Origin of the sequence: Nostoc sp. LEGE 06077 (assembly GCF_015207705.1) — a bacterium.
Lineage (GTDB): Bacteria > Cyanobacteriota > Cyanobacteriia > Cyanobacteriales > Nostocaceae > Nostoc_B.
Window position 1 is genome coordinate 1 of record NZ_JADEWI010000080.1, and the last position, 26,838, is coordinate 26,838.

Annotated in this window: 21 protein-coding genes and 1 pseudogene; 15 read left to right on the forward strand and 7 right to left on the reverse strand. The window is 38.6% G+C overall.

Features of this window, described 5'->3' with window-relative positions; all coding sequences use genetic code 11:
- Positions 1 to 81: 81 nt before the first annotated feature.
- From IQ244_RS29640 to IQ244_RS29660, 5 genes are all read left to right on the forward strand, one after another.
- Positions 82 to 3,318 (forward strand): Eco57I restriction-modification methylase domain-containing protein, encoded by a 3,237-nt coding sequence (locus IQ244_RS29640; RefSeq protein ID WP_193900268.1) that lies wholly within the window; start codon positions 82 to 84, stop codon positions 3,316 to 3,318.
- A gap of 68 nt (positions 3,319 to 3,386) precedes the next feature.
- Positions 3,387 to 4,166, forward strand: coding sequence for an Rpn family recombination-promoting nuclease/putative transposase (locus IQ244_RS29645; protein ID WP_193900269.1), 780 nt, complete (start codon positions 3,387 to 3,389; stop codon positions 4,164 to 4,166).
- Between the two features lie 10 nt (positions 4,167 to 4,176).
- A complete protein-coding gene (locus IQ244_RS29650; RefSeq protein WP_193900270.1) occupies positions 4,177 to 6,273 on the forward strand; it encodes a 3'-5' exonuclease in 2,097 nt (698 codons plus the stop codon).
- A 37-nt stretch (positions 6,274 to 6,310) separates the two neighbouring features.
- Complete coding sequence (locus IQ244_RS29655; RefSeq protein ID WP_193900271.1) at positions 6,311 to 11,656, forward strand: DEAD/DEAH box helicase; 5,346 nt, start codon at positions 6,311 to 6,313, stop codon at positions 11,654 to 11,656.
- Positions 11,657 to 12,011: 355 nt separating this feature from the next.
- On the forward strand, positions 12,012 to 13,589 hold the full coding sequence (locus IQ244_RS29660; protein WP_193900272.1) for a hypothetical protein: 1,578 nt from the start codon (positions 12,012 to 12,014) through the stop codon (positions 13,587 to 13,589).
- A gap of 103 nt (positions 13,590 to 13,692) precedes the next feature.
- Here IQ244_RS29660 and IQ244_RS29665 read toward each other — a convergent pair whose 3' ends face one another.
- From IQ244_RS29665 to IQ244_RS29675, 3 genes are read right to left on the reverse strand one after another with little or no spacing between them, the layout of a single operon-like run.
- A complete protein-coding gene (locus tag IQ244_RS29665) occupies positions 13,693 to 13,890 on the reverse strand; it encodes a hypothetical protein (RefSeq protein ID WP_193900273.1) in 198 nt (65 codons plus the stop codon).
- On the reverse strand, positions 13,869 to 14,027 hold the full coding sequence (locus IQ244_RS29670) for a hypothetical protein (protein WP_193900274.1): 159 nt from the start codon (positions 14,025 to 14,027) through the stop codon (positions 13,869 to 13,871). The genes IQ244_RS29665 and IQ244_RS29670 overlap by 22 nt, the downstream gene beginning before the upstream one ends.
- A gap of 1 nt (position 14,028) precedes the next feature.
- Positions 14,029 to 14,190: a hypothetical protein gene (locus tag IQ244_RS29675; RefSeq protein ID WP_193900275.1), complete on the reverse strand. Its 162-nt coding sequence runs from the start codon at positions 14,188 to 14,190 to the stop codon at positions 14,029 to 14,031.
- 26 nt (positions 14,191 to 14,216) lie between these two features.
- Between IQ244_RS29675 and IQ244_RS29680 the strand changes: the two genes are divergently transcribed.
- Positions 14,217 to 18,074, forward strand: coding sequence for a hypothetical protein (locus IQ244_RS29680; protein ID WP_193900276.1), 3,858 nt, complete (start codon positions 14,217 to 14,219; stop codon positions 18,072 to 18,074).
- A gap of 300 nt (positions 18,075 to 18,374) precedes the next feature.
- Here the strand turns inward: IQ244_RS29680 and IQ244_RS29685 are convergent.
- The 4 genes and pseudogenes from IQ244_RS29685 to IQ244_RS29700 all read right to left on the reverse strand — a co-directional run.
- Positions 18,375 to 19,418 (reverse strand): annotated as a pseudogene (locus tag IQ244_RS29685) (chromosome segregation protein ParM); the annotation flags it as partial.
- A 542-nt stretch (positions 19,419 to 19,960) separates the two neighbouring features.
- On the reverse strand, positions 19,961 to 20,944 hold the full coding sequence (locus tag IQ244_RS29690; protein WP_193900278.1) for a hypothetical protein: 984 nt from the start codon (positions 20,942 to 20,944) through the stop codon (positions 19,961 to 19,963).
- A 121-nt stretch (positions 20,945 to 21,065) separates the two neighbouring features.
- Positions 21,066 to 21,995, reverse strand: coding sequence for a hypothetical protein (locus IQ244_RS29695; RefSeq protein WP_193900279.1), 930 nt, complete (start codon positions 21,993 to 21,995; stop codon positions 21,066 to 21,068).
- Between the two features lie 233 nt (positions 21,996 to 22,228).
- Entirely contained in the window at positions 22,229 to 22,459 is a 231-nt protein-coding gene (locus tag IQ244_RS29700; protein WP_193900280.1) for a helix-turn-helix domain-containing protein, read from the reverse strand.
- A 159-nt stretch (positions 22,460 to 22,618) separates the two neighbouring features.
- On the opposite strand from IQ244_RS29700, the gene IQ244_RS29705 reads away from it, so the two are divergent.
- From IQ244_RS29705 to IQ244_RS29745, 9 genes are all read left to right on the forward strand, one after another.
- On the forward strand, positions 22,619 to 23,215 hold the full coding sequence (locus IQ244_RS29705; protein WP_193900281.1) for a hypothetical protein: 597 nt from the start codon (positions 22,619 to 22,621) through the stop codon (positions 23,213 to 23,215).
- A 55-nt stretch (positions 23,216 to 23,270) separates the two neighbouring features.
- A complete protein-coding gene (locus tag IQ244_RS29710; protein WP_193900282.1) occupies positions 23,271 to 23,621 on the forward strand; it encodes a hypothetical protein in 351 nt (116 codons plus the stop codon).
- A gap of 35 nt (positions 23,622 to 23,656) precedes the next feature.
- Positions 23,657 to 23,980 (forward strand): hypothetical protein, encoded by a 324-nt coding sequence (locus IQ244_RS29715; RefSeq protein ID WP_193900283.1) that lies wholly within the window; start codon positions 23,657 to 23,659, stop codon positions 23,978 to 23,980.
- Positions 23,973 to 24,170, forward strand: a complete 198-nt coding sequence (locus IQ244_RS29720) for a hypothetical protein (RefSeq protein WP_193900284.1) — start codon at positions 23,973 to 23,975, stop codon at positions 24,168 to 24,170. Before IQ244_RS29715 ends, IQ244_RS29720 begins: the two co-directional genes overlap by 8 nt.
- Positions 24,171 to 24,191: 21 nt before the next feature.
- Positions 24,192 to 24,389, forward strand: a complete 198-nt coding sequence (locus IQ244_RS29725) for a hypothetical protein (RefSeq protein WP_193900285.1) — start codon at positions 24,192 to 24,194, stop codon at positions 24,387 to 24,389.
- 289 nt (positions 24,390 to 24,678) lie between these two features.
- Positions 24,679 to 24,879 (forward strand): hypothetical protein, encoded by a 201-nt coding sequence (locus tag IQ244_RS29730; protein ID WP_193900286.1) that lies wholly within the window; start codon positions 24,679 to 24,681, stop codon positions 24,877 to 24,879.
- Between the two features lie 62 nt (positions 24,880 to 24,941).
- On the forward strand, positions 24,942 to 25,340 hold the full coding sequence (locus tag IQ244_RS29735; RefSeq protein ID WP_228059235.1) for a hypothetical protein: 399 nt from the start codon (positions 24,942 to 24,944) through the stop codon (positions 25,338 to 25,340).
- Between the two features lie 355 nt (positions 25,341 to 25,695).
- Positions 25,696 to 26,061, forward strand: coding sequence for a four helix bundle protein (locus IQ244_RS29740; RefSeq protein WP_190691624.1), 366 nt, complete (start codon positions 25,696 to 25,698; stop codon positions 26,059 to 26,061).
- Positions 26,062 to 26,193: 132 nt separating this feature from the next.
- Positions 26,194 to 26,652: a DUF1392 domain-containing protein gene (locus IQ244_RS29745; protein ID WP_193900287.1), complete on the forward strand. Its 459-nt coding sequence runs from the start codon at positions 26,194 to 26,196 to the stop codon at positions 26,650 to 26,652.
- Positions 26,653 to 26,838: the final 186 nt, after the last annotated feature.

Here is a 26,838-nt window from a genome sequence, read left to right on the forward strand (position 1 = left end):
CGACCCTTGTGAAATAGCCTTGCCAACCGACTGCTTGGGCTTTTAAACTCTTGCATTGACTTTGAGTTCGTTACATAGTTCTTGCATGAGAAGCTACCATCATCAAGCTCTCAAAGTCAACACCCTAGACGAGTACGCGATCGCTTACGGGATGGGGTAGAAAAAGCATTAGATTTGTTAGGAAATGGTTTTCTACAACATCTTGCGAATGAACATTTACGGCAGAAGTTTGCAGATGGCAGTCTGAAGGATATTGATTATTACCGTCAATTGTTGCGGTTGATTTATCGCTTACTGTTTTTGATGGTGGCAGAATCCCGCAATTTATTATTAATTGGGGATGATTTAGAGAAAGCACGAATCTACCGAGAATATTACAGTATTGAGCGATTACGAGAGTTAGCTGAACGACCACATTGGCGACGGGAAGGTTTTCAAGATTTATGGCAGGGTTTACGGGTGACATTCCTGCTCTTTGATGAAAACTGGCGCGGAGAAGTATTAGGGTTATCTCCACTCAATGGTGATTTATTTGGTTCTACGACTTTACCCGCTTTAGATGATTGTGCCATTGACAACTATGATTTATTGGTAGCACTTCGCCATCTATCTTTATATCAAGACAAAGCACAACTGCGGCGAGTTAACTATGAGTACCTGGATGTTGAAGAATTAGGTAGTGTGTATGAAAGTTTACTTGATTTTCATCCGCAAGTGCTACAGAAACAGGGAATATATCAATTCGCGTTAGTTTATGGTAGCGATCGCAAAACAACTGGCTCTTACTATACACCGCCGCAATTAGTACACCAGTTAATTAAAACAGCATTAGAACCTGTCATTGAAGATAAATTGGCCGAAGTTCGTAGTCAAACCCCCACCCCATCAAATCCAGATGAACTAAGGCGTAATTTAGAGCAAGGTTTACTTAATCTCAAAATTTGCGATCCTGCTTGCGGTTCAGGACATTTTCTTTTAGCAGCAGCACGTCGTGTTGGTAAAGAACTAGCTAAAGTACGCACTGGGGAAGCAGAACCAGGAAGTCAACCATTAAAATTAGCGGTTCGGGATGTAATTCAGAATTGTATTTATGGGGTGGATTTAAACCCGTTAGCTGTTGATTTATGCAAAGTGGCTTTATGGATTGAGGGGTTTCCTGGTAAATTACCACTTAGTTTTTTAGACCATAGGATTAAGTGTGGTAATTCCCTTGTGGGAGTATTAGATATTAGTTGCTTAGATGAAGGAATCCCCGATGAAGCATATAAGGCTGTAACTGGGGATGACAAGCAATTAGCAACACAGCTTAAAAAGCGCAATAAGAAAGAACGCGAGAAAAAAGGGCAACTGTCAATAAATGAAAATTTAGTAACTAATGATATAGATTATGCAGAAATATGGCGACAATTGGGGGTAATTCCTGAGACGACACCACAAGAAGTTAGAAGTAAACAAAAGAAATATAAAGAGAATTTACAAGAAGCTAGTTGGTGGCTCAAGTATTCTGCCTGTAACTTATGGACAGCAGCGTTTTTTATGCCGCTAACAGAACATCATTTACAATTATTACCTACAACTGAATCATTAAATCGTTTAAAGCGTGAAAAAGTAGAGAAAATTCGTAAATCAGAGGATAATTACGAATTACGAATTACAAACTACGAATTAAGTAAGATTTTAGAAGGTGCAAATAAGTTAGCAGAAGAAAAACACTTCTTTCACTGGTGTTTAGAGTTTCCAGAAGTATTTGAACAAGGTGGTTTTAATTGTGTATTGGGAAATCCACCTTGGGAACGAATTAAGTTACAAGAAAAAGAGTTTTTTGCTTCTCGGAGTGCGGAAATAGTTAATGCAGTGAATAAATCAGCACGGGAGAAGTTGATTAAGGAATTACCAAATAAACATCCTGAGTTAGCACAAGCTTTTAAAGATGCAAAACATGATGCTGAAGCACAAGGTAAATTTATTCGAGAATCGGAGAGATTTCCTTTAACTGCGGTGGGGGATATCAATACTTATGCTGTCTTTGCTGAGACTACAAGAAAACTGATATCAACCAATGGAAGAGTTGGAATTATTATTCCTACCGGAATTGCAACTGATGACACTTGTAAAAAGTTTTTTGGAGATTTAGCGCAAAAACAAGCTCTAGCAAGTTTATATGATTTTGAAAATCGAGAACGTTTATTTGCTGCTGTAGATAGCCGGATGAAATTTTCTTTGCTTGCTATTAGTGGTAAACCTATCAAACAAGGTAAATTTGCATTCTTTTTGACTCAGCCTAAACAATTAGATAATCAAGCACGTCTGTTTCAGCTTTCACCCCAAGATATTGCCTTAATTAATCCTAATACGCTGACTTGTCCAATTTTTAGAACTAGTCAAGATGCTGAATTAACTAAGAAAATTTATCAACGTGTTCCGGTTTTGGAAAATGAGAATACAGGGAATAATCCTTGGGGTATTTCATTTATGACTATGTTTCATATGTCAAATGATAGCGACTTGTTTAAAAATGAGGCGGGTGATGGTTTAGTTCCACTTTATGAAGCGAAGATGTTTCACCAGTTTACTCACCGTTGGGCAACTTATACTGATGATGCCGAAACTCGTGATTTGACTGATGAGGAAAAAGGGGATGCGTCTTTTGCTGTTCAACCGCGTTATTGGATGAGTCAGGTTGAGGTTGAAAATAAGTTGGCTGGGAAGTGGGATAGAGATTGGTTGTTGGGGTTTAGGGATATTTGTAGATCAACTGATGAACGTACTGCTATTTTTAGCTTATTACCTAAATTTGGGTTAGGCAACACCTCCCCTATATGTTTCATATCACAAAAATATATATCCCAAACAACTTGTTTAATAGCTAATTGTAGCAGTTTAGTTTTTGATTTTGTTACTCGTCAAAAAATAGGAGGAACGCATTTAACTTATTTTTATCTTAAACAACTCCCTGTCCTTCCCCCAGAATTATACACGCCAAAAGATATCGAATTTATCAGCACACGCGTACTCGAATTAGTCTACACCGCCTGGGATATGCAACCCTTCGCCAAAGATATGGGATATGACGGCGAACCCTTCATTTGGAATCCTAACAGACGAGCATTATTAAGAGCAGAACTAGACGCATATTACGCAAAACTCTACGGACTCACCCGTGATGAACTGCGATATATTCTAGACCCTGCTGATGTATATGGTGAAGACTTCCCCAGTGAAACATTCCGCGTTTTAAAGAACAACGAAATTAAACAGTTTGGTGAATACCGCACACAAAGATTAGTTTTAGAGGCATGGGATAGAATGTTTAGTTAAGTAAGGGTTAGATCCCCGACTTCTTAAAGGAGTTGGGGATCTGTAATGTAATTTAATAGTTGCAAACTATGAAAACAGATGCAATTTTCTATGAAATATTTAAAGAATTTCCCAAAATATTCTTTGAGATTATTGGTAAACCAGAGACTAACACCAATATCTATGAGTTTATCGCCCCAGAAATTAAACAAAAAAGCTTCCGATTAGATGGAGTATTTTCTCCTCTGGGGGAATTCACTAATGAACCACTGTACTTTGTTGAGATACAGTTCTACAAAGATGAAGAATTTTATGATCGATTGTTTACAAGTATATTTCTTTACTTTACTCAATATCAGCCACTTAACCTCGACTGGTTCGCAATAGTTATCTATGACAAGCGCAACAATGAACGTAGCTATCCCCAACGTTATCGTTCCCTGTTAGAACCTCATCTACGTCGCTTTTACCTCGATGAATTTGACGATACACAAAATGATTCTTTAGGAATAGGAATTGTCCGCTTAGTCGTAGAGAGTCAAAATAAAGCCGGAGAATTAGCCAAAATCCTAATTAACAAAGCACAGGAGGAATTAACCGATACTATCAGCCAAAGAAAAGTTCTAGAATTTATAGAGACAATAGTAGTCTATAAGTTTCCTAATTTAAGCCGCGAGGAAATAGAAACCATGCTGAATTTAAATTTACTTAAACAAACCAAAGTTTATCAAGAAGCAAAAGAAGAAGGCGAACTAGAAACTAAGTTAAAAATTTTGCCCAAGTTGGTGCAACGGGGTCTTAGTGTTCAAGAAATATCAGAGTTATTGGAATTGGATGATGAAATTATTAGAAAGTCTTTAGAAGAGTAGTCTGAAAACTATGTGGACATTATCAGTTACTGACACTTTTCTGAATGAATTATTAAATCTACCTCAAAGTACAAGTAAGAAAGTTACTAAAGCTATCAAGATTTTAGAGCAAGACCCAATCTCTGCTAAAGGAGATGCCAAAAAACTCAAGGGTCATCAAAACAATACTTATCGTATACGCGTAGGAGACTATCGCATATTTTATAGCTTTGGTCAAGGTTGGGTAAAACTACTGAGTGTACGTAAACGAGATGAACGCACTTACGAAACCGAAATTCCTCACTTCCAAATACCCACAGAAACACCTCAAGAAAATTTAGAAGTACAGCAAAATAAGGAAGAAGAAACTGTTAGTCAACAAAAATCTGTATTGACATCTTCACCTTCTAATTCCTCTGCATATTCTCAAATCACCACTGCTTTACCCATTGAACTTACTGCATCATTGCTGCAACAGTGGCAAATTCCTCAACAATACTGGACAGATATTCTTAAAGTAGATAACTCAGAAGCAATTTTAGAATTACCAATCCCAGATAAACTGATTAGCCGAATACTGGATAACTTGTATCCTCGCCCCATTGAAGAAATCGAGAAACAGCCACAGTATATTCTCCAAGGAACTGAAGACTTAGATCGGTTCTTCACAGGTGACTTAAGTGCTTTTCTCCTCAAGCTAGATCCTGAACAAGAAAAACTGCGTGATTTCGGTGGCAGTGGCCCTATTCTCGTTAAGGGTGGCCCAGGGACAGGTAAATCTACCCTCGCTCTTTATCGAGTGCAAAAGTTATTACAGGAAGGATACGACTCAATTGTATTCACCACTTACACCAACGCCCTCGTTACTTACTCCCAACAACTTCTAGAACAACTATTGGGACAATCTCCTCAAAATCTAGGTGTAGAAGTCATTACAGTTGATTCTTTGATTTATGAATACTACATTAAAAACCATGACAAACCTGTATTTGCTAAACAGCAACAGTGCTTAGGGTGTTTACAATCAGCCCTCAGCACTACAGAAATTCCTGCCAGTAACGTTTTTGATCAGCGAGTACGACGGCAAGCTTTGGAAAATTTAGGGATTTCTTATCTACTTCAAGAAATTCAGACCGTAATTCAAGCTTGGGGCATCATCACCTTGGAAGAATACCAAAGTTTAGATCGTCGCGGTAGAGGAGTAGCTTTAAAAGCCAGCATCCGAGAAGCAATCTGGGCAGTTTACCAAAATTGGCGATCGCTCATGACAAGCAAAGGACATATCACCACAGAAGAAATGCGCTTACAAGCGTTAGGAGAGATTCATCAACTTACCCAAAAACCCTACCAAGCAATAATTATCGATGAAGCTCAAGACTTATCACCCGTATCTTTACGTTTTCTGTTTGCATTAGTACCTAATTTTTCTGGAGTTTACTTAACGGCTGATGCCTCCCAATCACTGTATCAACGGGGCTTCAGTTGGAAACAAATTCATTCCGACTTGAAAGTGGCTGGAAGAACTCTCGTTCTTAAACGTAATTATCGTAATACTGAGCAAATTATTACTGCCTGTACTAATATTCTTGAAGGTACGGAAGCAGGCGATTCTGAATGCTTATATCAAGAACCATCAAGGCATCAAGGAGATTTACCATCTCTATTGCTAGTTGACGATATTGAGCAAGAAATCCGAGCTATTAAAGAGTTTTTCGTTACAGCAGCAAAGAAATTCCGCTTTCCTCTCCACGGTAGTGCTGTACTGTGTCCCAGCAATCAATCAGGAAAATTCTACGCGGAAAAGCTTACCAAATTGGGACTTAAAGCCAAATTTGTTTCAGGTAAAGAAATCGACTTAAAAGCACCTTATATAAAAGTTTTAACTTTACATTCTGCTAAAGGTTTAGAATTTCCTGCTGTTGTGGTTGTTGGATTAAAAGCAGGACAATTACCTCACATAAACCTTCAAATACCTATAGATGAATCAAATATTGTTATTAATGAGCAAAAACGTTTATTTTATGTCGCCTGCTCTCGTGCTATGCGTGCTTTGATGGCCTGCGGCTCTGCTATTTCTCCTTCTGAATTTGTGAAAAACCTAAATAATACCCATTGGGAAATTATTTAAATTTAATACATAAACTATAAATTAACAATTAATCATTATGAAATTACCTGTAAAATTGCAAGAACTGATAGAACAACCAGAAGCTTTTATTTCAACTATTAGTGACATTATATGTCAAGGAAAAGCCATAGTTGACTGTACCAATGTTGAAACAGTTCCCCATGAAAAACTTGATTTAATTTTTAGTAAAATTCCTAAAGATTGGGATTTTTTACAACTGGGTGAAGTTTTTGACCCTGTTACATTTACAGATAGCTTTGCTAACCAAGTTTCACATTACATCGACGAGCGTCTAGGGCGCACTCAACCCCAATCCTCAATTACGAACACTGAATTAGCCAATACCAGCAATCTTGATATTTTCAACTTCCGTAACGAAGTAATAGGCGATTACCGCCGCTATATAGAAAGCTTCCTGAAAATCCGCGATCGCCAAGTCAAAGAATTTGTAGATGCAGAATTAGACAAGGGGCAACTTTGGACAGATCCCCTAGTACAACTCAATCCCAGTTATAGAAAAGGTGCAACAGTCAAGGAATTAGTACACCAGCAAACCCTGCACCCAGACTCTGAAAACTACTTCTGCAAACCAGACGGCACACCCTTTATTTTTCATTACCACCAAAAGCAAGCATTTGAAACCGCACAACGCCAAGAACCTTACGTTGTCACCACAGGCACGGGTTCGGGTAAAAGTATGACTTACGTTGTGCCTATCTTTGATGATTTACTGCGTCATCCTGATATTTCAGGAGTCAGGGCAATATTGGTTTATCCCATGAATGCCCTAATTAACTCACAAAAAGAAGAACTCGATAAATTTTTACGCCAAGTTTCTCACACCCATATTCGCGTTGAACAATACACTGGGCAAGAAAGTTTAACTAGAAAAACTGAAATTCAAAACAATCCACCCCATATTTTGCTGACCAATTACGTGATGCTAGAGCTAATGCTCTCACGCACTCACGAAAATAAATTAGTAGAGTCTCCCAATTTAAAATTCCTAGTGCTGGATGAATTACATACCTACCGGGGGCGGCAAGGTGCAGACGTTGCTATTTTAATCCGCAAACTCCGCCAACGCAGCAAAAGTAATGACGAATTACTCTGCATTGGGACAAGTGCCACTATGTCAACCGTCGGTTCTCGTCAACAACGCCGTCAGGTAGTAGCAGATGTTGCTAGTAAATTATTTGGTGTAGAAATCCAACCCAACAATGTCATTGATGAAACCCTAGAACGTTCTATTGGGCGTAGCGAACCTACTCTGGAAGAACTGCGGCAAACAATTTTGACAGGTTTACCCAGCGAAGAAGAACAAACACTCACAGAATTTAAAAATCATCCACTAAGCTACTGGATTGAGATGAACTTCGGTTTAGAAGAGAAAGAAGGGCATCTCGTCCGTCGCCAGCCCATTAGTTTAGAAACAGGTGCAACCAAACTTGCCGAACAAACCCAAATCCCACAAGAAACTTGTTTAACAGTTTTAAAACAGATGTTTCTCTGGGGCAGCAAAACTAAGGGACTAGCATTTCGTCTGCATCAGTTCATTTCCCAAGGGGGAAGCGTTTACGCCACTATCGAAAATCGAGACAAACGCTATCTTACCCTGGAAGGACAATATACAACTACAGGCGATCGCTTACTTTATCCCCTAGTGTTTTGTCGGGAATGCGGACATGACTATTATGTAGTACGCTACGATGCCGATAAACACATCATTTTACCCCAATTGCCCACAGCATTGGATATCAGCCCTGACGATGCAGATATTGCAGAAGGTTATCTGACTCTAGATGAACCTGGGCTATGGGATACTGGTGATGAGGATAGACTTCCTGACTCTTGGTTCAGTGAAACCAAAAAGAAAGGACGGGTTGCTAAAAAAGACTTTGCGCGGTTTATCCCTCGCAAACTACAAGTTTTACCCAATGGTAAAGTTACATCTTCGCTCTTGTCAGGAACTACTTGTTGGTTTATTCCCAAACCCTTTCTTACCTGTCTCAACTGTGGTGTACTCCACGATAAAAAACGCAACGAATTTACCAAACTCTCTCGCCTTAGCAGTGAAGGACGTAGTACCGCAACCACTCTACTTTGTCTTTCCACTACCAGCCGCCTCAAGCAAGTTTTTACAGGGGAAAAAGCTAAAGCTGCAAAAATTCTCAGCTTTACCGATAATCGTCAAGATGCGTCTTTACAAGCCGGACATTTTAATGATTTTGTCCAAACCAGTTTTTTACGGGCTGCTCTTTTAGGGGCAATTCAAGCTAAAGAACAACTTACTCACACTGAATTGGCCAGCGTAGTCGTTCAGTACATGAGAATTACTCAAAACGACTATGCCAGAGAATGTTCTGAATATGGTAGTGGTAAACGACGCAATGAAGAAGCCTTCCGTAAACTGATTGAGTATCGGCTTTATGAGGACTTACGCCGGGGATGGCGTATTGTCCAACCCAATCTGGAACAGTGCGGACTTTTGGTAATTGAATATGATGGATTGCTTGAAGCTTGTACTGACCATAAACTGTGGCAAAAACACCGTCACCCAGTTTTACTGCAAGCCAGCCCTCAAGAACGTTTTACTGTTACCCAAGCATTACTAAACCAACTGCGGCGAGAATTGGCTATTGATGCCAAACTATTGCAACCAGACCAAAAAGACTCACTCAAAAGCCAGGTGATTCAAGCCATTAAAGAACCTTGGGTCTTTGATGAGAACGAATATTTGTACTTAGCAACCTGGGCAACAGTTAATAGCGGTACGGAGAGAGCGAAAGTTAAGCTTACTACTCAAAGTAGAATCGGACGATTTTTGCGATCGCCGAAGGCGTGGTCATTCCGCAGTGAACCTTTAACCGATGCAGAGTTTAACAGTTTAATCACCACTTTAATTAGTGCTTTATGTGATGCTGGCTATTTACTACAACAAAAATCTGAGGTACAGCTACGCATTGACTCCTTACTATGGAAGGTAAGCAATCTTAGAGAAATTCCTATTGATCCCTTAACATCACGTCGCTTGCAGGGTAATGACCAAGTTAGCATCTCGGTTAATCAGTTTTTCCAAGAGTTTTACCAAAACAACGCCCGACAAATCCGCACAATGGAAGGGCGAGAACATACGGGGCAAGTCAAAAACAAAGACCGTCAAGAACGAGAAGAGAAATTCCGCCAAGGACAATTAGCCGCTTTGTTCTGTTCTCCAACAATGGAATTAGGAATTGATATTTCGGATCTGAGCGTTGTTCATCTGCGAAACGTTCCCCCCAGCCCTGCCAATTACGCTCAACGTAGTGGTCGCGCGGGGAGAAGTGGTCAGGAAGCATTAGTAATTACTTATGCCTCTATTGGTAGTGGTCATGACCAATACTTTTTCAAACGCCAAAATCAAATGGTTGCTGGGGTAGTTGCTCCACCTAAACTGGAACTAGCCAACCAAGATTTAATTAAATCTCATGTTTACTCAGTTTGGTTGGCGCATACTGGGGTTTACTTGGAAGACTCCATGAATAAAATCTTGGATTTAGAACTGGAAGACTATCCCATTAAAGACAGCATTCGCCAGCAGCTTACCCTTAGCCATGCCAAATTAGCTCAATGTCTGCAAGCTAGTCAGTCCATATTTTCAGATATTTTCTGCCAAGATGACCTACAAAAAGCTTCTTGGTATTCAGTTAATTGGTTACAGGTAACTATCGAAAATGCTCTGAATGCTTTTGACCGAGCCTGTAAGCGTTGGCGAGATTTGTATACTGAATCATTCAAACAATTAGAAACGGCACGTCTCACTATTGACCGTTCTGCTAGAGGTGATGTCACCCAGGAAGAACGCAAAAATGCCGAATCACAGTCACGAGAAGCACAACGACAAATTGACTTACTTGTAGGACACACTCAAGCTAAGAGTAATTCTCAATTTGAGTTTTATCCCTATCGCTATTTTGCTGCCGAGGGATTTTTACCAGGATTCAACTTTCCGCGCCTGCCAGTTCGGGCATTTATCCCGGCTGGTGAAGGTGGCGAGTTTATTTCTCGTCCTCGCACAATGGCATTACGAGAATTTGCTCCTAATAATGTTCTTTACTATGAAGGCAGCAAATTCATGATCGCCAAAACTAAAGTTCCTCTTGGCGGCATTGAAGGCGAATACAAACGAGTTAGTGTTTGTGCTACTTGCGGTTACTACCACGATGGCGATTTTCGTGATACTTGCGAAAATTGCGGTGCAGCAATTGAACCTGATATTCGTGGCAATATAGCCAAGCTGACTCGCGTACTGCCAATGGAAACTGCGATCGCTCGTCGTCGAGAACGAATCACTTGCGATGAAGAAGAACGGCTCAAATATGGCTATAACATTACAACTCACTTCCGTTACGCCAGTCAAAAGCGCGAATCTGCTATTGTTCAAGCGGCTGATGGCACACCCTTGTTCAAATTAACTTATGGGGCTACAGCTACCATCTGGCGGATTAATCGCGGACTGAAGAAGAATAGAGAAGAAAGAGGATTTAAGCTCAATCCGATAACGGGTGTATGGGGTGATAGTAAAAACCCACAGGCTCAACAAACTCCTGACAGTTTGCATACTGAAATCAACTTGATGGTTGATGATACTTGCAATATTCTAGTTGTCGAGCCATTAGATGTTCCGGCTGAAAATAGGGAAGCCTTTATTACCACCCTGCAATATACTTTAAAAACAGCGATTCAAGCTGTCTATAAACTGGAAGCTGATGAACTTGATTCTGAACGTCTAGGTGAAGGTAAGTATTTACTATTTTGGGAAGCTGCTGAAGGTGGCGCAGGTGTATTATCTCAGTTATTGGAAAAACCAGAGGCATTTAGAAAAATTGCTGATGCAGCTTTAGACATCTGCCATTTCAAAGAACCAAAAGACAGTTGCATTCAAGCTTGTTATGAATGCTTGCTTTCTTATCGCAATCAGTTTGACCATGCACTGATTAACCGTCACATCATCAAACCTTGGCTGGATGTGCTACTAGAGAGCCATGTTATTGCTCAAGTCAAAGGGCTTTCTCGTGATGAGCAATATCAAAAACTGCTGGAGCAAACAGACCCTAACTCTGATTTTGAGCGTGTAGTGTTACAGGAAATTTATCAACGAGGTTATAAACTACCGGATGCTGCACAGGAATTGATTCCAGAAGCCAACTGTAAACCAGATTTTATCTACAAAGAGAAGGCGATCGCTGTTTTCTGTGATGGTTCAGTTCACGATAGCCCTGAGAAGCGTAGGCAGGATCAGGTTGAACGGGACAATCTTAAATATGAAGCTGGTTATGCTGTGCTGACATTACGTTATGACGAAGAGTGGCAAACCGAGTTGGTAAACTTATCAGGTTTATAAATTAAATTGAGTACAATCTATTCTACGAACTAGAACTCAAGCATTAAGCAATAAGCTTTATTCTTTATCATTTATCTTTTAGTTAATATTGCCTGTATATATTTACATTCTTTGTTCAAGCAATCACAAGACTTTATATACTTTATTCCAATCGTACCTCACTATTCTATAGCTTACAATATGACTTAATTTCTGATTGTGGTCACTATGCCCCAACAAGCATCTCTACTGTTACGTTAAAGATATTTAAGATAATCCTAGACATTGATTTTAACCGTTAAATCACTTTTTAATATGGGAAACCTAAGTATAGAAGTGGAATATTAAATTTCAAAAAATTTGGAGGGAGGTGCTTATGACTCAAGTATGGCATCATATCCACACTTTTAGTGGAGATTCTAGCTGGTTCGGTGGTGTACGCTCCATTTCTTTCAACTCATTGCGTCAAATTATTGCTTGCGGAAGCGATGATAATAATATTAAATTGTGGGATCTAAATACTGGTGAGCTTTTGCCCCATTCGTTTAAACATACTAAATCTGTTCGCTCTATTGCCTTTACTTCTAAAGGCAATGGTTTAATTAGTGGTGGTGATGATGCCGTTATTAAAGTTTGGGACTTAATAAAATCTCAAGAGCTAATATCTTTTAATATTCACTCTAAAGCGGTTACATCAGTTACAATAGTTCCTGTATATAACCATATTGTAAGTGGAAGCGATGACTATACAGTTAAAATTATTAGTTTAACAGAAGCAAAAGAGCTTAAAACTCTACAAGGGCATTCAAATTATGTACAATCTGTTGCGGCAAGTTCTGATGGTCTGTTAGTTGCAAGTGGTGGTTGCGACCAAAAAGTTAAGATATGGAACACTAATCAGTACGAAGAAGTTTTTTCTTTTTCAAGCCATTCAAAGGATGTACGGATAGTTTTATTTAGCCCTGATAGCAAAACACTTGCAAGTAGTGATGACGATGGAAATATAATTTTATGGGATTTGCAAACTGGGTTGTCTAAATGCACTATTCAAGGACATATTGGTAGTGTACGTAGTTTGAGTTTTAGTTCAAATGGAAAGTTTCTTATTAGTGGTGGTGATGATGGTTACATCAAAATCTGGAATTTAATATCAGGTACTTTAATATCCTCCTTCCAAGCTCATTCGGCAGGAGTAAGTTCAGTTGCCTTCTGCTTTAATAATCAAATAATTGTAAGTAGTAGCTGGGACAAAACAGTAAAAGTTTGGGTTCTTGAAACAGCAATTCATAAACCTGCAAAGCTTGGCTTTTTTGGAGGGCTTTTTGGAACAAAGCTTCCAAATACTGAATTTACCCCTTCATTACCAAATTTTATTGTTCAGCAATCTTATGAGGCTGCAAAAATTTTAAAACAGCCAATAATTACTACTAATAATTCCGAAACTGAAGTTTATAGTTTTCAATGGGAAAATTCTCAAACTCCCGTTAGAAACCCTCAATTATCCTTAGAGGAATGGCAACATTTATTAAATGCTTGGAAACAAAAAGAAGAAGAACAAAAGAAAGAAAAACGTGCAAAAGAAAGATTACGCTTGCAAGAAGAACGTCGCAAATTAGAGAAACAAAAAGAAGAACGTCTTCAATATGAGCAAAAATTACGGGAAGAGAAACTTAGACAAGAACAACAAAAAGAAAATCGCTTGCGATTAGAAAAGCAAGAAAAAGAACGTCGTAAGAACGAGCAAAAACTACAAGTAGAAAAATTTAGACAAGAACAGCAAAGGCAAAAAGAACAATATCAACAAATTAAATCACACTCAACTAACAATAATTCTCAGAGTAAATATAATTTTTGGAATAATAGTTCATTAAATCAATCGGACAAAAAAGTTTACATAAAGCCTTATCGTCGTAAAGACGGGACTAAAGTTGAAGGTCATTGGCGTAACAAATAAATCATGTTGCAATAAATTTTAATATTGCTAATTAGATTTATAAATCGATTGGGATAGACACAATTTTTACTTCAAACAATAAAGTAATAAGTGCTATTGCTTATTACTTTACTATCGCCGCTTTTTCCGAGTTCTCGCTTTCTTGCATTCGTAGACTGCGATCGCACATCTCCTGCATCTGCTGACACTCCTGCGATAAGTAGTAGTTGAATGACCGCAGATGCTTCAACCCAACTGTCAGTTCTCCATCCCAAGTTTTCACAGTAAAGCTAAAATCGCTTACTTGGCTAACAATTGCCAAACAGCCGCCCTACCCCTGAGTTCTGGATTATCCTTGGTTAAGATTTGACAGACCTCATCGACTTGGTAGGTGTTGAGGACATTGGTACGCTCCATAATTTTTTGCACTGCATCTTTGACAACACGACCTGTAGGCACTTTACCACCAGCTTATTCCATTGCCTGCTTCCATACTGCTTGCTGCTGGGTTTTTAGCTTTGTCAGGGGTCGAAGTTGTACTTCTGCCGTCGGTAAAATGTCCACAAATTGTGGACATTGTTTGAAAAACACCCACACTGGTTAAATAAGCTACAATTTGCATTAAAGTCAAAAACAACAAATACTTGCATGATTTTCAGCGTCTCTCCGTCTCAGATTGAGAAATTAAATAGTGAGCAGCTTGTTGAACTACTGAAAAAATTACTACACGCCGAAGCACAACGCTCAGGTATAAGTTTAAGAGGAGTTTCAGTACCCCTTCAGATTACTGTTCCAGACGGAGGAGAGGATGCAAGAATTTCTTGGACTGGAGGTTTTGAACAAACAGATTATCTACCTTCTAGGTTTTGCATATTTCAAGCTAAAGCTACTGATCCAAAGCCCGCAGGTTGGAAGAAAGAGGTTTGGACAAAAGATAGCAAAAAAAAAGGAGTAACACCAAAACTAAATGAGGCTGTTACAAAGGCTATTGCCGAAAATGGTTCTTATATTGGTTTTACCATTGCTGTATTGATTGGCTCTAAGTATGACGAACGAATTGACGGAATCAAGCAAGGTATTCGAGAAGCTGGTGCTGCCCCTGATCAATTAAAAGTTATTGACATTTATGATGCAAATAAGATTGCTGATTGGGTATCACGATATCCTGCGATCGCTCTCTGGCTTAATGAAAAACAATCTGGGCTAAGTTTGAAAGGCTTCCAAACTTTTGAAGCATGGGGACGTAAAGCTGAAATCATATCTATTTCGCAAGTGGAAGACAAAGCAAGCCGTTTTTTTATGGTAAGCGAGATTATTGCTGACAACTCGCTTACTTTCGATCAAGTAAAAGAACGGTTTGGAGATGTCCTAGCTGATTTTACAAAATCGGTCAGGGTTATTGGTTCATCAGGTATAGGCAAAACTCGGTTTGTCTACGAGGTGTTGAGGGATACAACTACAACAGCAAAAATTGCATTAACAACATCTGCTATTTATTGTGACTTTAGAGACATTAGCAGTCAGATATTTCAAATAGCTCAGGGCATTGCTGAGTCCCAGAACTCTGCCCTCATGATTGTAGATGAATGTCCACGGGATATGGCTGCTAAACTTTGTGAAATCATCACAAGTGAAGGTAGCAAACTCAAAGTTATTACAATTGGTAATGATAACCAACCTACTGAAAAAGATAACTGCCTCAATATTACTGTTACTACTGCTGATGATGCTCTTATTGAAGGCATTATTCGACAAAGATGCCCAAATGCAGATTATTCAGATGTTAACTTTATCAAAAATATAAGTGCTGGTTATCCACGTATTGCAGTATTAGCTACGAATAATTATTCAGAGGGATTTCCAATTCTCAAGTCTATTGAAGATGTTGTAGAACGCATTCTCGCAAGTTGTGGTATAAATCGACCCGAACAAATTCGAGCAATTGAGTGCCTTGCATTATTCAAACAATTAGGTGTAGATGAAAATGTTAGTCATGAGATTGACTTTGCTGCTACAAAGTTAGCCAGACAAACTGGGGATGAGATGTATGAACATTTAGCCTATGCAGCAAAACAAAATTTTATAGATTATCGTAATCAATATTTTAATGTACAGTCTCCCCCCATAGCTGCTTTTCTGGGAGTAAGACGATTGAATTTACTTCGACCACAAACCATCATTAACTTTATAGAAAACGCACCTTCAGCACTACGCACATCTTTTTTAGAACAATGGCGTTATTTTGATGTTTCAAAAACAGCTGCTAAAGTTGCTCACCAGCTTCTAACAAGAGATGGTTGGTGTGGTTCTTTAGAGAAATTGAAAACAGAGATTGGTTCACAATGCCTCAACGCCATATTACATATAGATCCTGATGGAGTGGCTGATGTTATCGATTATTTATATAAGAATTTAGCAATAGATAATTTAAAGGAAGCAGTAACGAGAAAGCAAGATTTTGTACAACTTTTGTCCATTCTTGTCTCTCGCAAAAGATATTTTTATATAGCTGCACCACTACTCATGCGATTAGCTGCAATCAAAGATGAAAATTACTTGAATAATGCAGCTAATCGCTTTAAACAACTCTTCCAATTGCACCTGAGTGAGACTGAAGCTGAACCTGATGATAAATTTGAAATCCTTAAGCAAGGAATATTATCTGGAGACAAAAGAATTATAAACATTTGTATTGATGCACTTGATAATACACTCAAACGAAATTATTTTTCTGGTTCAGGCATATCTTATCAGATTGGAAGCCAACTGCCTTTTAAAGAATGGAGTCCAAAAATATGGGGAGAAGTTTTTGATTTTCATCGAAATGGGCTTCGGAAGCTTGACTATATACGCTCACAATATAAAGAGTTTTCTATCAAATGTGAAAATATTATTGCTAGAGCAATTCGGTCACTCCTTTGTGAAAATCTATTTAATGACCTTGAGATTATTTTGCATAAAATTAGTAATGATAAGGAAATCTGGCTTGAAGGTATTAAGGGAGTTGGTGATTGGCTTTATTTTGATCGCACGAAAGAATCAAAAGAATTTTCGCAAAAAGTAAGAAAGCTTTATGATGCGCTATTGCCAACTGATCCAATTCAAAAAGCACTGCTTTATACTAAATTTTGGCACGCAGATATTCGTAATCCTGATATAAACTACGACCGAGAAAATAAATCTACTCATGATTTTGAATATTCTGAAAGAAAAGCAAAGGAAACTGCTGCTGAAATAGCAGCAGACAAAGAACTTACAAAGCTTGCTATTCAAAGAATGATTGGGGAAGAACTGCACAGTGTCTTCCTGTTCGCTCATGAGTTAGCAATGAAATTAGAAGATCCAGTAGAACTTTTTCAGTTTACCATCAACGAATTTGAAGCTTCTCTTGAGAAAAAAGGGGTAAATTTTATACGTGGATTCTTGTCTGGTATTGATAAAAGAGATCCTGAAGCTGCGAATAAGTGTATTGCTATTGCTCTTAAATCTGATGCTCTCAAGCATGAAAAGGTTAATATTTACAGGTCGGTTGAAATTTCTCTTAAAAGATTAGATGAAATAGTTCAAAATTTAAGAGAAAAAAGTATTTCTGCCGCAGATTGTAGATATTTTTCTTATGGACAGAGTTTAGATAGACTTAACACTGAAGACATTCTTATTTTAATTGAAGAATTAATATCTAATCACGATTCAGAAGGTTTGTGGGCATCTCTCGAAATCATTTCAATGTATCAAGACAGTGGAGATAAACTAAATATTAAACTTGCTAAAAAAATTGAAAAAATTATTACCTCTCAAGAACTTTTTAATCATACAGTTGCAGTTACACAAAATGGATATCTACTAGAACAACTTATCTTATCAATTCAAAAACATTATGGTATTGAAGATGAATTTGCAATTGGTATTAGTAATCAAATTATAAATCTATGCAAAAATGAAAATTATCAATTTATAAATGAATTAGATAATTATTTACGAACTATCATTCAGATATTAGTTAAAGAGAAACCCTTAATTTTGTGGGAAAGAATATCATATTTTTTTGAAGTTGCAACTCCATTAGAGACGTATTACTTAGAAGCACTTATTGGAACACCAAAACATTCTTTTGACCAACAAGCTAATAATAAAGAAGGTGCATTATTTGGCATTCCTGATGAGGAATGTATAAAGTGGGCTAAAGTTAATCCAAAAATTCGTTCATCATTCTTATGTACTTTTTATCCGGTTATTCAAAAAGACGAATCAAATAATAATAGATGGCATCCAGCTATGGAAAAGCTGACTCATGAATTTGGAGCATTTGAAGAATTTCGTACCGCCTTAAAAAAACGCTTTCGCCCTAATATGTTGTCAGGATCTATAATCTCTTACCTACAGGCATATTTAATACCTCTAAAAACATGGTTTGAGCATCCAATCCCTGAAATGTCTATTTGGGCAAGAGATATGTATTATCTACTAGAAAGGCAGATAGACAGGGAATCCAAGATTGAAGATTAATTTTTTATTAGTTGCTGTAAAGAAGTAAAAATATTAAACCTTGACTAAAATATTCCAAATTATCATTTTCTCACCCCCAACACCTCCAATATCTCCCTAACAGCCGTTTTCTGTTGCTCCCTCTGCTGAACGCGCTTCAGTAACCGCTTGGGGATATACTTCGATGACTTGATCAAGCGATCGCCCTTACTCTAAAACTCGTAGTGATAGTACGCCTGGAGATAATCTTTGCCATTCTTGGTAATGGTTCGCCAATGAATTGTTGCAAATGAATTTCTAATTTTCTCAAGAACCAAATTTTTATCCAGCTACAGTTTCGGCACTAGAAGAACGACGAGAGCGCAATTGTGCTTCACCATAAATGTACTGCCCTAGAGCATCGGCTTGACGGGAAGGTGCAGCTAAGTAGGCATTAACTTGAGCCTCTTTCAACAGACGTTGCACATCTTCCCAAAAGAATTCACCGCCTCCACCAGTGATAATCACATCTGTGACACGCTCTGGCAAACAAGCAAGGACACGGCTGCAAATATCACGAGAAAACATCTCTACTAGATTGGGAAGAAAATCATCGAGGTTAGCAGGTTTCATAGCACCGTTGGGACGATAGAAGCGTTCGCCTTTGGGTTTGTTAACAGCAGAAATCAGCACCAGAGATTGGCTGTCTGCGCCCTCGATTTCCTTTGCTATCATTTCGTAGAACTTGCTCATACCAAAGTCTTCACTTTTAGAAAGATATTTAACAAAGCGGAAATTGTCTACCATCAAAAAGTCAATGGTTTGAAATCCAATATCAACAATGGCTAAGGGAATTTTGATAAAATCGGGACTGGTTCTTGACTTCTTAGATTGAGCTTCAGACCACAGAAGACTACCGTAGCCTTGTGGCATTACCCAAACCTTAGTAATGTTTAGCGATAAAGTTTGACCTCGGAAATTGAAAACGTGAGTTCCAAGCATCTGACTAGTCAGTTGTGATTTTTCTATTTCAAATTGCTCTAAGGAATGAAAAGGTAGGCTGAGTATGACTGAGGTATTCCCTTCAAGTTTGAAGTAAGCTGCACTAATCAACACTTTGATAAGTCCATCTTCAACCTTAGATTTACCGACTCCTAAATTCGCTCCTAACTCTGCTGCTAACTGGCCAAAAGCATAAGTACTACCTTGGTATTCCATCCACAAATTACTTAAAGGATTAATAACTTTAGATTCAAATACACTATGACCATGACCTTGTTCAAAAGAAAGTTGCTCCACATTAGCAGAAATAAACACTACACTATTAGGTTCATGGCTAACACAAGTCTTTGTGTAAGTTCTCCCTAAATCAACGCTGAGAATATTTGTATTATCAATACCACTAGGGATTATAATGTTGATTCGTTTAGTTAGTTCTATTGTTTTTAAAATACGTGTACAGTAATCATAAGGAACAATAATTAACTCTTCTTGTAACTGGGAGAGAACTTGGTTAGTTTGTTCAACTGCTGTTTGAAAACTAGTTAAAGCATCTACTGTAGGTTCTCTATCTATTTCCCACATTAAAAAGATAAGGTTTTGCTGCAAACGTACTGCCAACCGTAAGCAATCTTTTTCTACTTCATCTAGAGCGTGTTGATCAGTTAATCTCTTAATCTGGTTTTTGCTGTCATCAGCTAGTTCATCATATTTATTTTTTAAAGAATTATATTTATCCGTTAATTCATTAGCAATTTTTCTGTGGTGTTTAGCTGCTTGTCTATCTTTTTCGCCAGCAGCATGAGCAGTAAAAGCACCCGCAACAGTACCAACTGCCAACCCTAATGCACCAAACACAAGAGGAACCATAAATATTATTAGTTTTATAAATAAAATAAGTATTGACGATGGGAGAAAAGATGAAGACCTTACGAATCAGTTAATAATTTGCTATCTGCTGATGTTATTCCTAGCGATTGGGCAATAGCTACTGAGTCACGTAAACGTTGCATAGCCCCTTCTATCCCTGGTGCAATTGCACGATTTGTTATTTCTTGATTAATTGCTTCTGCTTGAGACAAAAACTCTAAATTTTTCTTGTGTTCATAAATCAATTCATCTTCAATCGCTTGTAAATGTTTCAGTTCTTGCTGCGTTAAAGATTCGTAATATATCCTGACATCCTGTTTATGATCTTCAAGAATTTTAAAAAATTGATTAATCATACCCGCAGTTCCAATAACAGCTAAAGCTGGTGCTGCTGCGGTTAAAGCGATCGCAATGGGTGGACAAGCTGCCACGACTGCTGTAGTGGCAAATGCTGTTGCGCCTCCAACTGCACCGCCCACGACTGTATCTTTTAAAGTTGCTGTAGCAGCTTCCTGTGCAGAAATTTCTCCTCGAACTACACGCAGTGCATGAGTTAAAAGCGAAAAAGGTAGAGCCGTCATCGCACCGACAGCAGCCCCCACAGGTGCAGCTTGAAAACCTGCTTTGGCTGCTCCTTTTAGATTGTCAAAATGCCATTGAGCATCTAATCTCATCTTCTCTTGCCAAGTCATGGTTTTAGCACCACGAGCAATGTTGTCTTTGGCGTTTTCCCATTTAATATTATTGGGATTATTAGATCCACCTTTGCTATGAGGCTTAATATGACTGGCGTGTTTATCTGATAAGTACTGCTCGACATTACTAGCCGCAGATTTTCCGTCAACCCCTGCACGTTGGGAAGGTGGGATATTCTCTAACATTTTTTGAGCTTCCATCCCAGTTCTTATCGGTTCGCCAGGTCTAATCCCACCTTTATACATTCTGCGTGCTGTACTCAAAGGTAAATCTGTTAATTGAGGGTGCTGAATTTTAGTTGTGGCAGCTGCATTAACAACAGAATTGCGATGGGAATCATTAGTCATAAATTTTTAATTTCCTTGGCTTTTAGCTAAAACATGAGATAGCCTATCCTTCTTAATATTCCCAATTACATTTAGTTAAAAACTATTTCTTATCAAGATACTATGAATATTTTGAGTTGCATTATGTGTAATTGGAAATTCCATTATTAAGTAGTATCTCCGATTCCAAGACACTCAAAAATTTCTCTTCCAAGCTCGTCAAATAAGCCCGATTCAACTTTCCCAGCGACTCTAAGAACCTCTGCACTGATTCTTCCAATTCACTAGAGTACACCCTATTGATGCGATCGCAAATCTCCTGCATCTGCTGGCATTCGGCAGGCAGGTAATTGAACGACTTCAGGTACTGCACTCCAACTGTGACTTCGCCATTCCAGGTTTTGACGGTGCAACTGAACTCGCTAACATGAGTAATAATGCACCAACAGCCGCCTTTGCCTCGCAAATCAGGATTATCTTTAGCTATGATTTGGCACACTTCGCCAATTTGGTAGGTGTTGGGTACTTTGGTACGCTCTATAATTTTTTGCACCGCGTCTTTAACAATCTTGCCAGTTGGGACTTTACCACCTGCTTTTTCCACAGCAGCCTGCCAAACCTCCTGCTGTTGTTCGGTTTCTAACTTTGTTAATGGTCTAACCTGTCCCTCTGCTGTCGGTAAAATGTCCACAATTTGTGGACATTTATGTAGATTGTCCACAACGATAGCTGCATCAATTAACTGATAAGAACGAGAACGATTGTAACCGAATCTATCTTTGCAATACTCCTCAAAGGTGGAATGAGTAGAACGGTACAGCTTGCGATCGCGTAATTCTGCCAAAGCCTTCCCCGCTTCAAAAAATGCCCTCTCCACTTTTCGCTCTAGGTGCAAGCGATCGCTCTGTTCTTGCTCGGTTAATTCTGGAACCTCGATAGCTGTAACGTTAACTGTTGCTGAAGCTGGATTGTTTTGATCAAATAAGTCGTTTACACAATTAGTAGGTAGAGTTTTATGAATAGATTGAGCAGAGGTCTCATTTTTTCGCCTAGAGGATGGCTTTTTCGTCATTCCACCTCTCTTAATTTAGAAGTATTTCTGGAAATCGATGCAGTTAGATTTTAAACATTGCAATTACAGGCAGGCAATCACTAAGTTAAGGAAACATCGAGGATTTGCATTTTGGTGATAATCCTCAAGCTGTATCCCTAATCTTCTACTTAGATGTTGTCCAGTTGGACTTAGCAGATTCCTTTCAGAAATGCAATGCTTTAGGGTAGTGATTGCAAAGAGATAGAACAGTTTTAGCTACCCACATCTGTGACCTCTCGCAACTCAAATAAATCGGCTAATTCGCACCGGAAGTAATCACATAACTTTTCAATCGTCTCAGTATCCACTCGCTTAAAGTCATTTGTGAATAAGCGATAAACAGCTGGATAAGAAATGTTAGAACTTCTGGCAACTTCAGCCAATGACAGTGTTGGGTTTTTTTCAGCCATAAGCACAGCTAGGCGGCAATGCATTTTCCTCATGCCTCCATTAAACTATACTTTTCATCATAATTTATTTCGTTATAAATTAGCAAGCTAGTATTCTTATTTATAACGGAAGTGTTATAGTAAGGATATAGAGAAAGCACCCCGACGGCTAATCAAAAGTGCTTTCTCTCCCTTTTAACAAGGATCTTAATTATGACTGATCAAATACTGACCCAGCAACCGCCCACCGATTGCGGTCTAACACACAGCAAAAGAATTGCCCCCGACGAACAAGCGATTGCTCAAGCCGAACTGAACGGGTACGTTGCGGAGCAAACCCAGGCGATAGCACCAACCACAGACTTCTTAACATCTCGTGACCGCCACATCATTAGCGAGATTATCGAAGTAGAACCCGAATCGATCCGTACTCTCTGGATAGAAGGTGGAATTACAGTATGGGTACAGTTGATTGACGGTGGAAGATTAGCGTTTGAGCGAGACTGGTTTGCGACACGGGTTGCAGAAGTTAAAGCAACATTACCCGAAACTCCAAAAGAGCGAAACGAACGCCTCAGCGAAGAATTAGAAACAGCTTGTCAGAAATACGGTTTAACTTACGGAGAAATTGACTGGCTCTCTTTCAGCACCACACTCTATCTGAACCGTCAGCGTGTAGGGTTTGTTGGCTGCAACCTTCAAGGTAAATGGTATAGCCGAATAAGCCAGTTGGGAGGCGGCAGTCGGACGGCTGTTGATATTGATACTGCGATCGCACTTTTGGGCGTTAGAGAAACTGTAGCGGCGTAGTACCAGATGTAGGAAAGGCGATCGCTGTTGAGTTAACGGAGATCGCCATACAACTATGACAAATTGCCAAATTCCGCTACAAGGTACAGCAAATATGTCTTTCTTTCAAGAACCTGATTGGGGGGATTGCTGCGAAAAAATACTTTTGCCCCCAACTCATCCAAATGCTGAGGTAATCGAAATCCCCGGTTACAAACTCGTTTACTGCAATGGCGCTTGTCCTAGAAATTACCGCGTTTACAAAGGTGAATCAATGTTGGGTTTGATTTTCCAACACATCGCTCATTGGTCAAGCGGGATAGATGAAATTCGTTACGCCCAACCATTGAACGCAGTAATCGCACTCGATGATTTTCTTTTGGCTGCAAGTATGGCCAACAAAACTGACGAAAACATTGCAGCTTAATCAATTGAACAATCCCTTCAACCATCAACAAATCTATGGAACCCACCATCAGCATTCCAAAAGATTGGAAATACCCCAGATTTACTTTCGGACAGCGAACTCAACAGGGCATAGTCATCGGCTTAGAGTACAAACCTGCCAATACACAGTTAGTTTACGAATACGGTAATTCTTGGCGTTATGCGGTACTTCCTGATAAGCATTCAGATGAAGTCCGCCATTACTCTGATGACCAACTCCAAACGCTTTCTGTTGCAGAGGCACAGCAGCAGTTACAGGCGGAGATTGAAAAACATCAGCAACAAATCAAAGTACTTCAACAGCAGTTGGCAGCAATTGGAGGTTCAAACGATGGCTAAAGTTGTCGATTGTTATGTGGAAAGAACTGCTGCAAGACTGTTGCGATCGCTCAAAGGTTCGGGTGGTGCTATTCCTCTGCACAGGATTCAGTTTTCGCAAACCATCATTCAGTATTTGTTGGACAAGAAATTAGTGCAAATCAAAAACACTGGCCACGGCTTTTTGTTGGCAGTTGTCGAGAAGTTTTAACTAAACAAGGAAGTGACTCAAATGGATTTACCAGATTTATTGCTATTAGTTGAATCTGCAAAATATCTAGTATCACAAATTGAAAAACACCCAGATTACCAAGCACTTGATTATCAACCAGACTTAACAGTTGGTGACGCTCAAACAGCACTTTCTTACTTGAAATACGAACTAGAAGATAATCAACAGTCTTTAGTTTTAACTGAGAGTTCAGATTGAGAAAGCAATTGCCTGAATAAGGATTTGCATTCAGGTAATTGCTAAGGGAATTAAGTAGATATCTCTACGACAAACCAATTATTACATATTCCATAAGTTTGGAGGTTAAGGAATGAGTAACTAAATCAAATTAGGTCTAATCTCTATCAGCATCAAAGGCTGGAATACCTTGAAGTAAAGAAAAAAGACTTGGGGCAGGAGTAAAAATACTTCACCCTTAAATTTTACACTCTGCACCCATGTCTCTTTTTATTCCTATCTACCTCGATTAACTATACAGGGTTATCGCATGAGAGTCATTGTCACAGTAGTTGAAAGAATCACAAGCGAAGCTCACATTGAAATACCAGATGATCTAAACCAAGAAGTCATCAAACAGCAAATAGTAGACATTTACAATAGCGGTCAAATGCAGACTGATTTGAATATTTCCCAAGTCGATTTTGAATCAATCAGCGCACGAATAGTTAGCGAAGTTCAAGCAACATAAACAACCTGATATTCTCACAACACTTTTTCTCTTGGTCAGATAAAAAAGTTGGAGGTAACGAAATGAGTGCTAAATGGTCTAAAGAAGAGATTGCCATCCTGGAAGAAAAGGCTGATTTTTACACCAAAGAGCAAATAGCCAGGATGTTAAAAAGGCAAGGTTATCATCGCTCAACTATGGCAATTAAGTTGAAGTTAAATCGTTTGGGTTATTCTACACGCCCCACACTTGATAACTATAGCTGCCAAGAAATTGCCAAAGTCTTGCGTTTGGAAATGTCCACTCTCTGTAGATGGGTACGTCGTGGATGGCTTAAAGCTAGTAAGCGATCTGCAAGCTGTTACCAAATCAGAACTTGGCATCTTAAAGAGTTCCTAAAAAATCCTACACACCCTATCGAAGCACGCATCGCATCTCTTGATCCTGAAGCTATTAACTATCTTGTAGGGAAGAAATTATGACTTTTTTTGAATTCAAAATGCAAAATTCAAAATGCAAAATGAAGAATACAAATCATTTTGAATTAATTAATCTTTTAAAGCTATTGCTCTTACTCTAATCTTTAATTTTGAATTTTGAATTTTTACTTTTGAATTGGAGCAAAGCGACATGACTAAAACTTTAACAAATCCAGAAAATTACACCTGTCACCAAATCGCCAGTATTCTATCTCTGAATTTATTAACTGTTCGCCATTGGATTCAAAGAGGCTGGCGTAGAACAATTCAAAATTCAAAATTCAAAATTCAAAATGGAAGATAATTCTGTCAATTTGATGCAGGGATTAATCACTTTATATAAAGGAGATACCAAGTAATGAGTCAACAGAGAGATATTACAGATAGAACATTCAATTTTGCCGTTAGAATAGTCAACTTATGTAAAGTATTAGATGAAAAACCAGGAGTAGGTCGAGTTTTATATAAACAGCTAATTCGGTCTGGAACTTCCATAGGTGCAAACGTTGAAGAATCTCAATCTGCTCAAAGCAAAGCTGATTTTGTACATAAGCTAGAAATTGCTCTTAAAGAAGCCAGAGAAACAAGATATTGGCTGAGAATTATGATAACTACGGAAATTATAGAGCAATCACGATTGTCATCATTACTCAATGAAAGTGAAGAACTCATCAAGATAATTGCAGCAATAATAGTCAAAACCAAGCAGAACAATTCCAAATAATTTTGAATTTTGAATTTTGAATTTTGAATTGTTTTATCTCAAAAAGTTTTTAGAAAACCCTCCGCATCAAATCAAACAACGCATTGCATCTTTAGATTCCGAAGCCATTAATTATTTGTTGGGTAAAACAGTATGACAGAACAAATCACAGATTTAGAAAGATGTTGGTTTTTATCCCCACCTTGGGAACAAGCCATCCCACCTGTCGAAGTCAACTTATTTGAGAAAATCTACATCAAAGACAACAGAACATTCGGTTACTGCTTGGGTGTGCAATGGTATGGCGATTGCTGGAATTACGTGATTGAAATCAAAAATGATTTCATTTATGTAACTAAACATCAAATTATTGCCACGGGTAATATACAACCCAGAACTGTGAAAAAACCTTCTTTCGTGTTGGGACAGCGCGTACTGTTGAAAATTCCCAATCACGGCACAAAGCAAAGGTTAATTCTGGGGATTGAGTTAATCGAAAAGTCTTGGTTCTATCTGGTGGAATTGGTATTACCCGCTTTTAAACAACCACTCATCACCACCAATCGCTTTTCTTTGGTACGGGAAGAAGACTTGGTAAAGGTCAATGTCTAAGTCTTCACTCAACACTTTTTACTCATCACACAACTAAAACTATGTCACAGATTGAAATCGCCCAAATTATCGAACAGATTAAACAAGAGATTTCTGTTGACCCCAATGGACAAGGGAAGGCCAGTATTCGGGCAACAGCCAGATTAGCTGGGGTAAGTGATATGGCTATTATCAAAGCGTTAGATA

Coding starts and splice junctions, on each gene's coding strand:
- IQ244_RS29645 (WP_193900269.1), top strand. CDS start 3,387: ATGAAAACAGATGCAATTTTCTATGAAATATTTAAAGAATTTCCCAAA.
- IQ244_RS29680 (WP_193900276.1), top strand. CDS start 14,217: ATGATTTTCAGCGTCTCTCCGTCTCAGATTGAGAAATTAAATAGTGAG.
- IQ244_RS29745 (WP_193900287.1), top strand. CDS start 26,194: ATGACAGAACAAATCACAGATTTAGAAAGATGTTGGTTTTTATCCCCA.
- IQ244_RS29690 (WP_193900278.1), bottom strand. CDS start 20,944: ATGACTAATGATTCCCATCGCAATTCTGTTGTTAATGCAGCTGCCACA.
- IQ244_RS29655 (WP_193900271.1), top strand. CDS start 6,311: ATGAAATTACCTGTAAAATTGCAAGAACTGATAGAACAACCAGAAGCT.
- IQ244_RS29720 (WP_193900284.1), top strand. CDS start 23,973: ATGGCTAAAGTTGTCGATTGTTATGTGGAAAGAACTGCTGCAAGACTG.
- IQ244_RS29725 (WP_193900285.1), top strand. CDS start 24,192: ATGGATTTACCAGATTTATTGCTATTAGTTGAATCTGCAAAATATCTA.
- IQ244_RS29650 (WP_193900270.1), top strand. CDS start 4,177: ATGTGGACATTATCAGTTACTGACACTTTTCTGAATGAATTATTAAAT.
- IQ244_RS29740 (WP_190691624.1), top strand. CDS start 25,696: ATGAGTCAACAGAGAGATATTACAGATAGAACATTCAATTTTGCCGTT.
- IQ244_RS29710 (WP_193900282.1), top strand. CDS start 23,271: ATGACAAATTGCCAAATTCCGCTACAAGGTACAGCAAATATGTCTTTC.
- IQ244_RS29675 (WP_193900275.1), bottom strand. CDS start 14,190: ATGCAAATTGTAGCTTATTTAACCAGTGTGGGTGTTTTTCAAACAATG.
- IQ244_RS29735 (WP_228059235.1), top strand. CDS start 24,942: ATGAGTGCTAAATGGTCTAAAGAAGAGATTGCCATCCTGGAAGAAAAG.
- IQ244_RS29705 (WP_193900281.1), top strand. CDS start 22,619: ATGACTGATCAAATACTGACCCAGCAACCGCCCACCGATTGCGGTCTA.
- IQ244_RS29730 (WP_193900286.1), top strand. CDS start 24,679: ATGAGAGTCATTGTCACAGTAGTTGAAAGAATCACAAGCGAAGCTCAC.
- IQ244_RS29715 (WP_193900283.1), top strand. CDS start 23,657: ATGGAACCCACCATCAGCATTCCAAAAGATTGGAAATACCCCAGATTT.
- IQ244_RS29660 (WP_193900272.1), top strand. CDS start 12,012: ATGACTCAAGTATGGCATCATATCCACACTTTTAGTGGAGATTCTAGC.
- IQ244_RS29695 (WP_193900279.1), bottom strand. CDS start 21,995: ATGACGAAAAAGCCATCCTCTAGGCGAAAAAATGAGACCTCTGCTCAA.
- IQ244_RS29700 (WP_193900280.1), bottom strand. CDS start 22,459: ATGAGGAAAATGCATTGCCGCCTAGCTGTGCTTATGGCTGAAAAAAAC.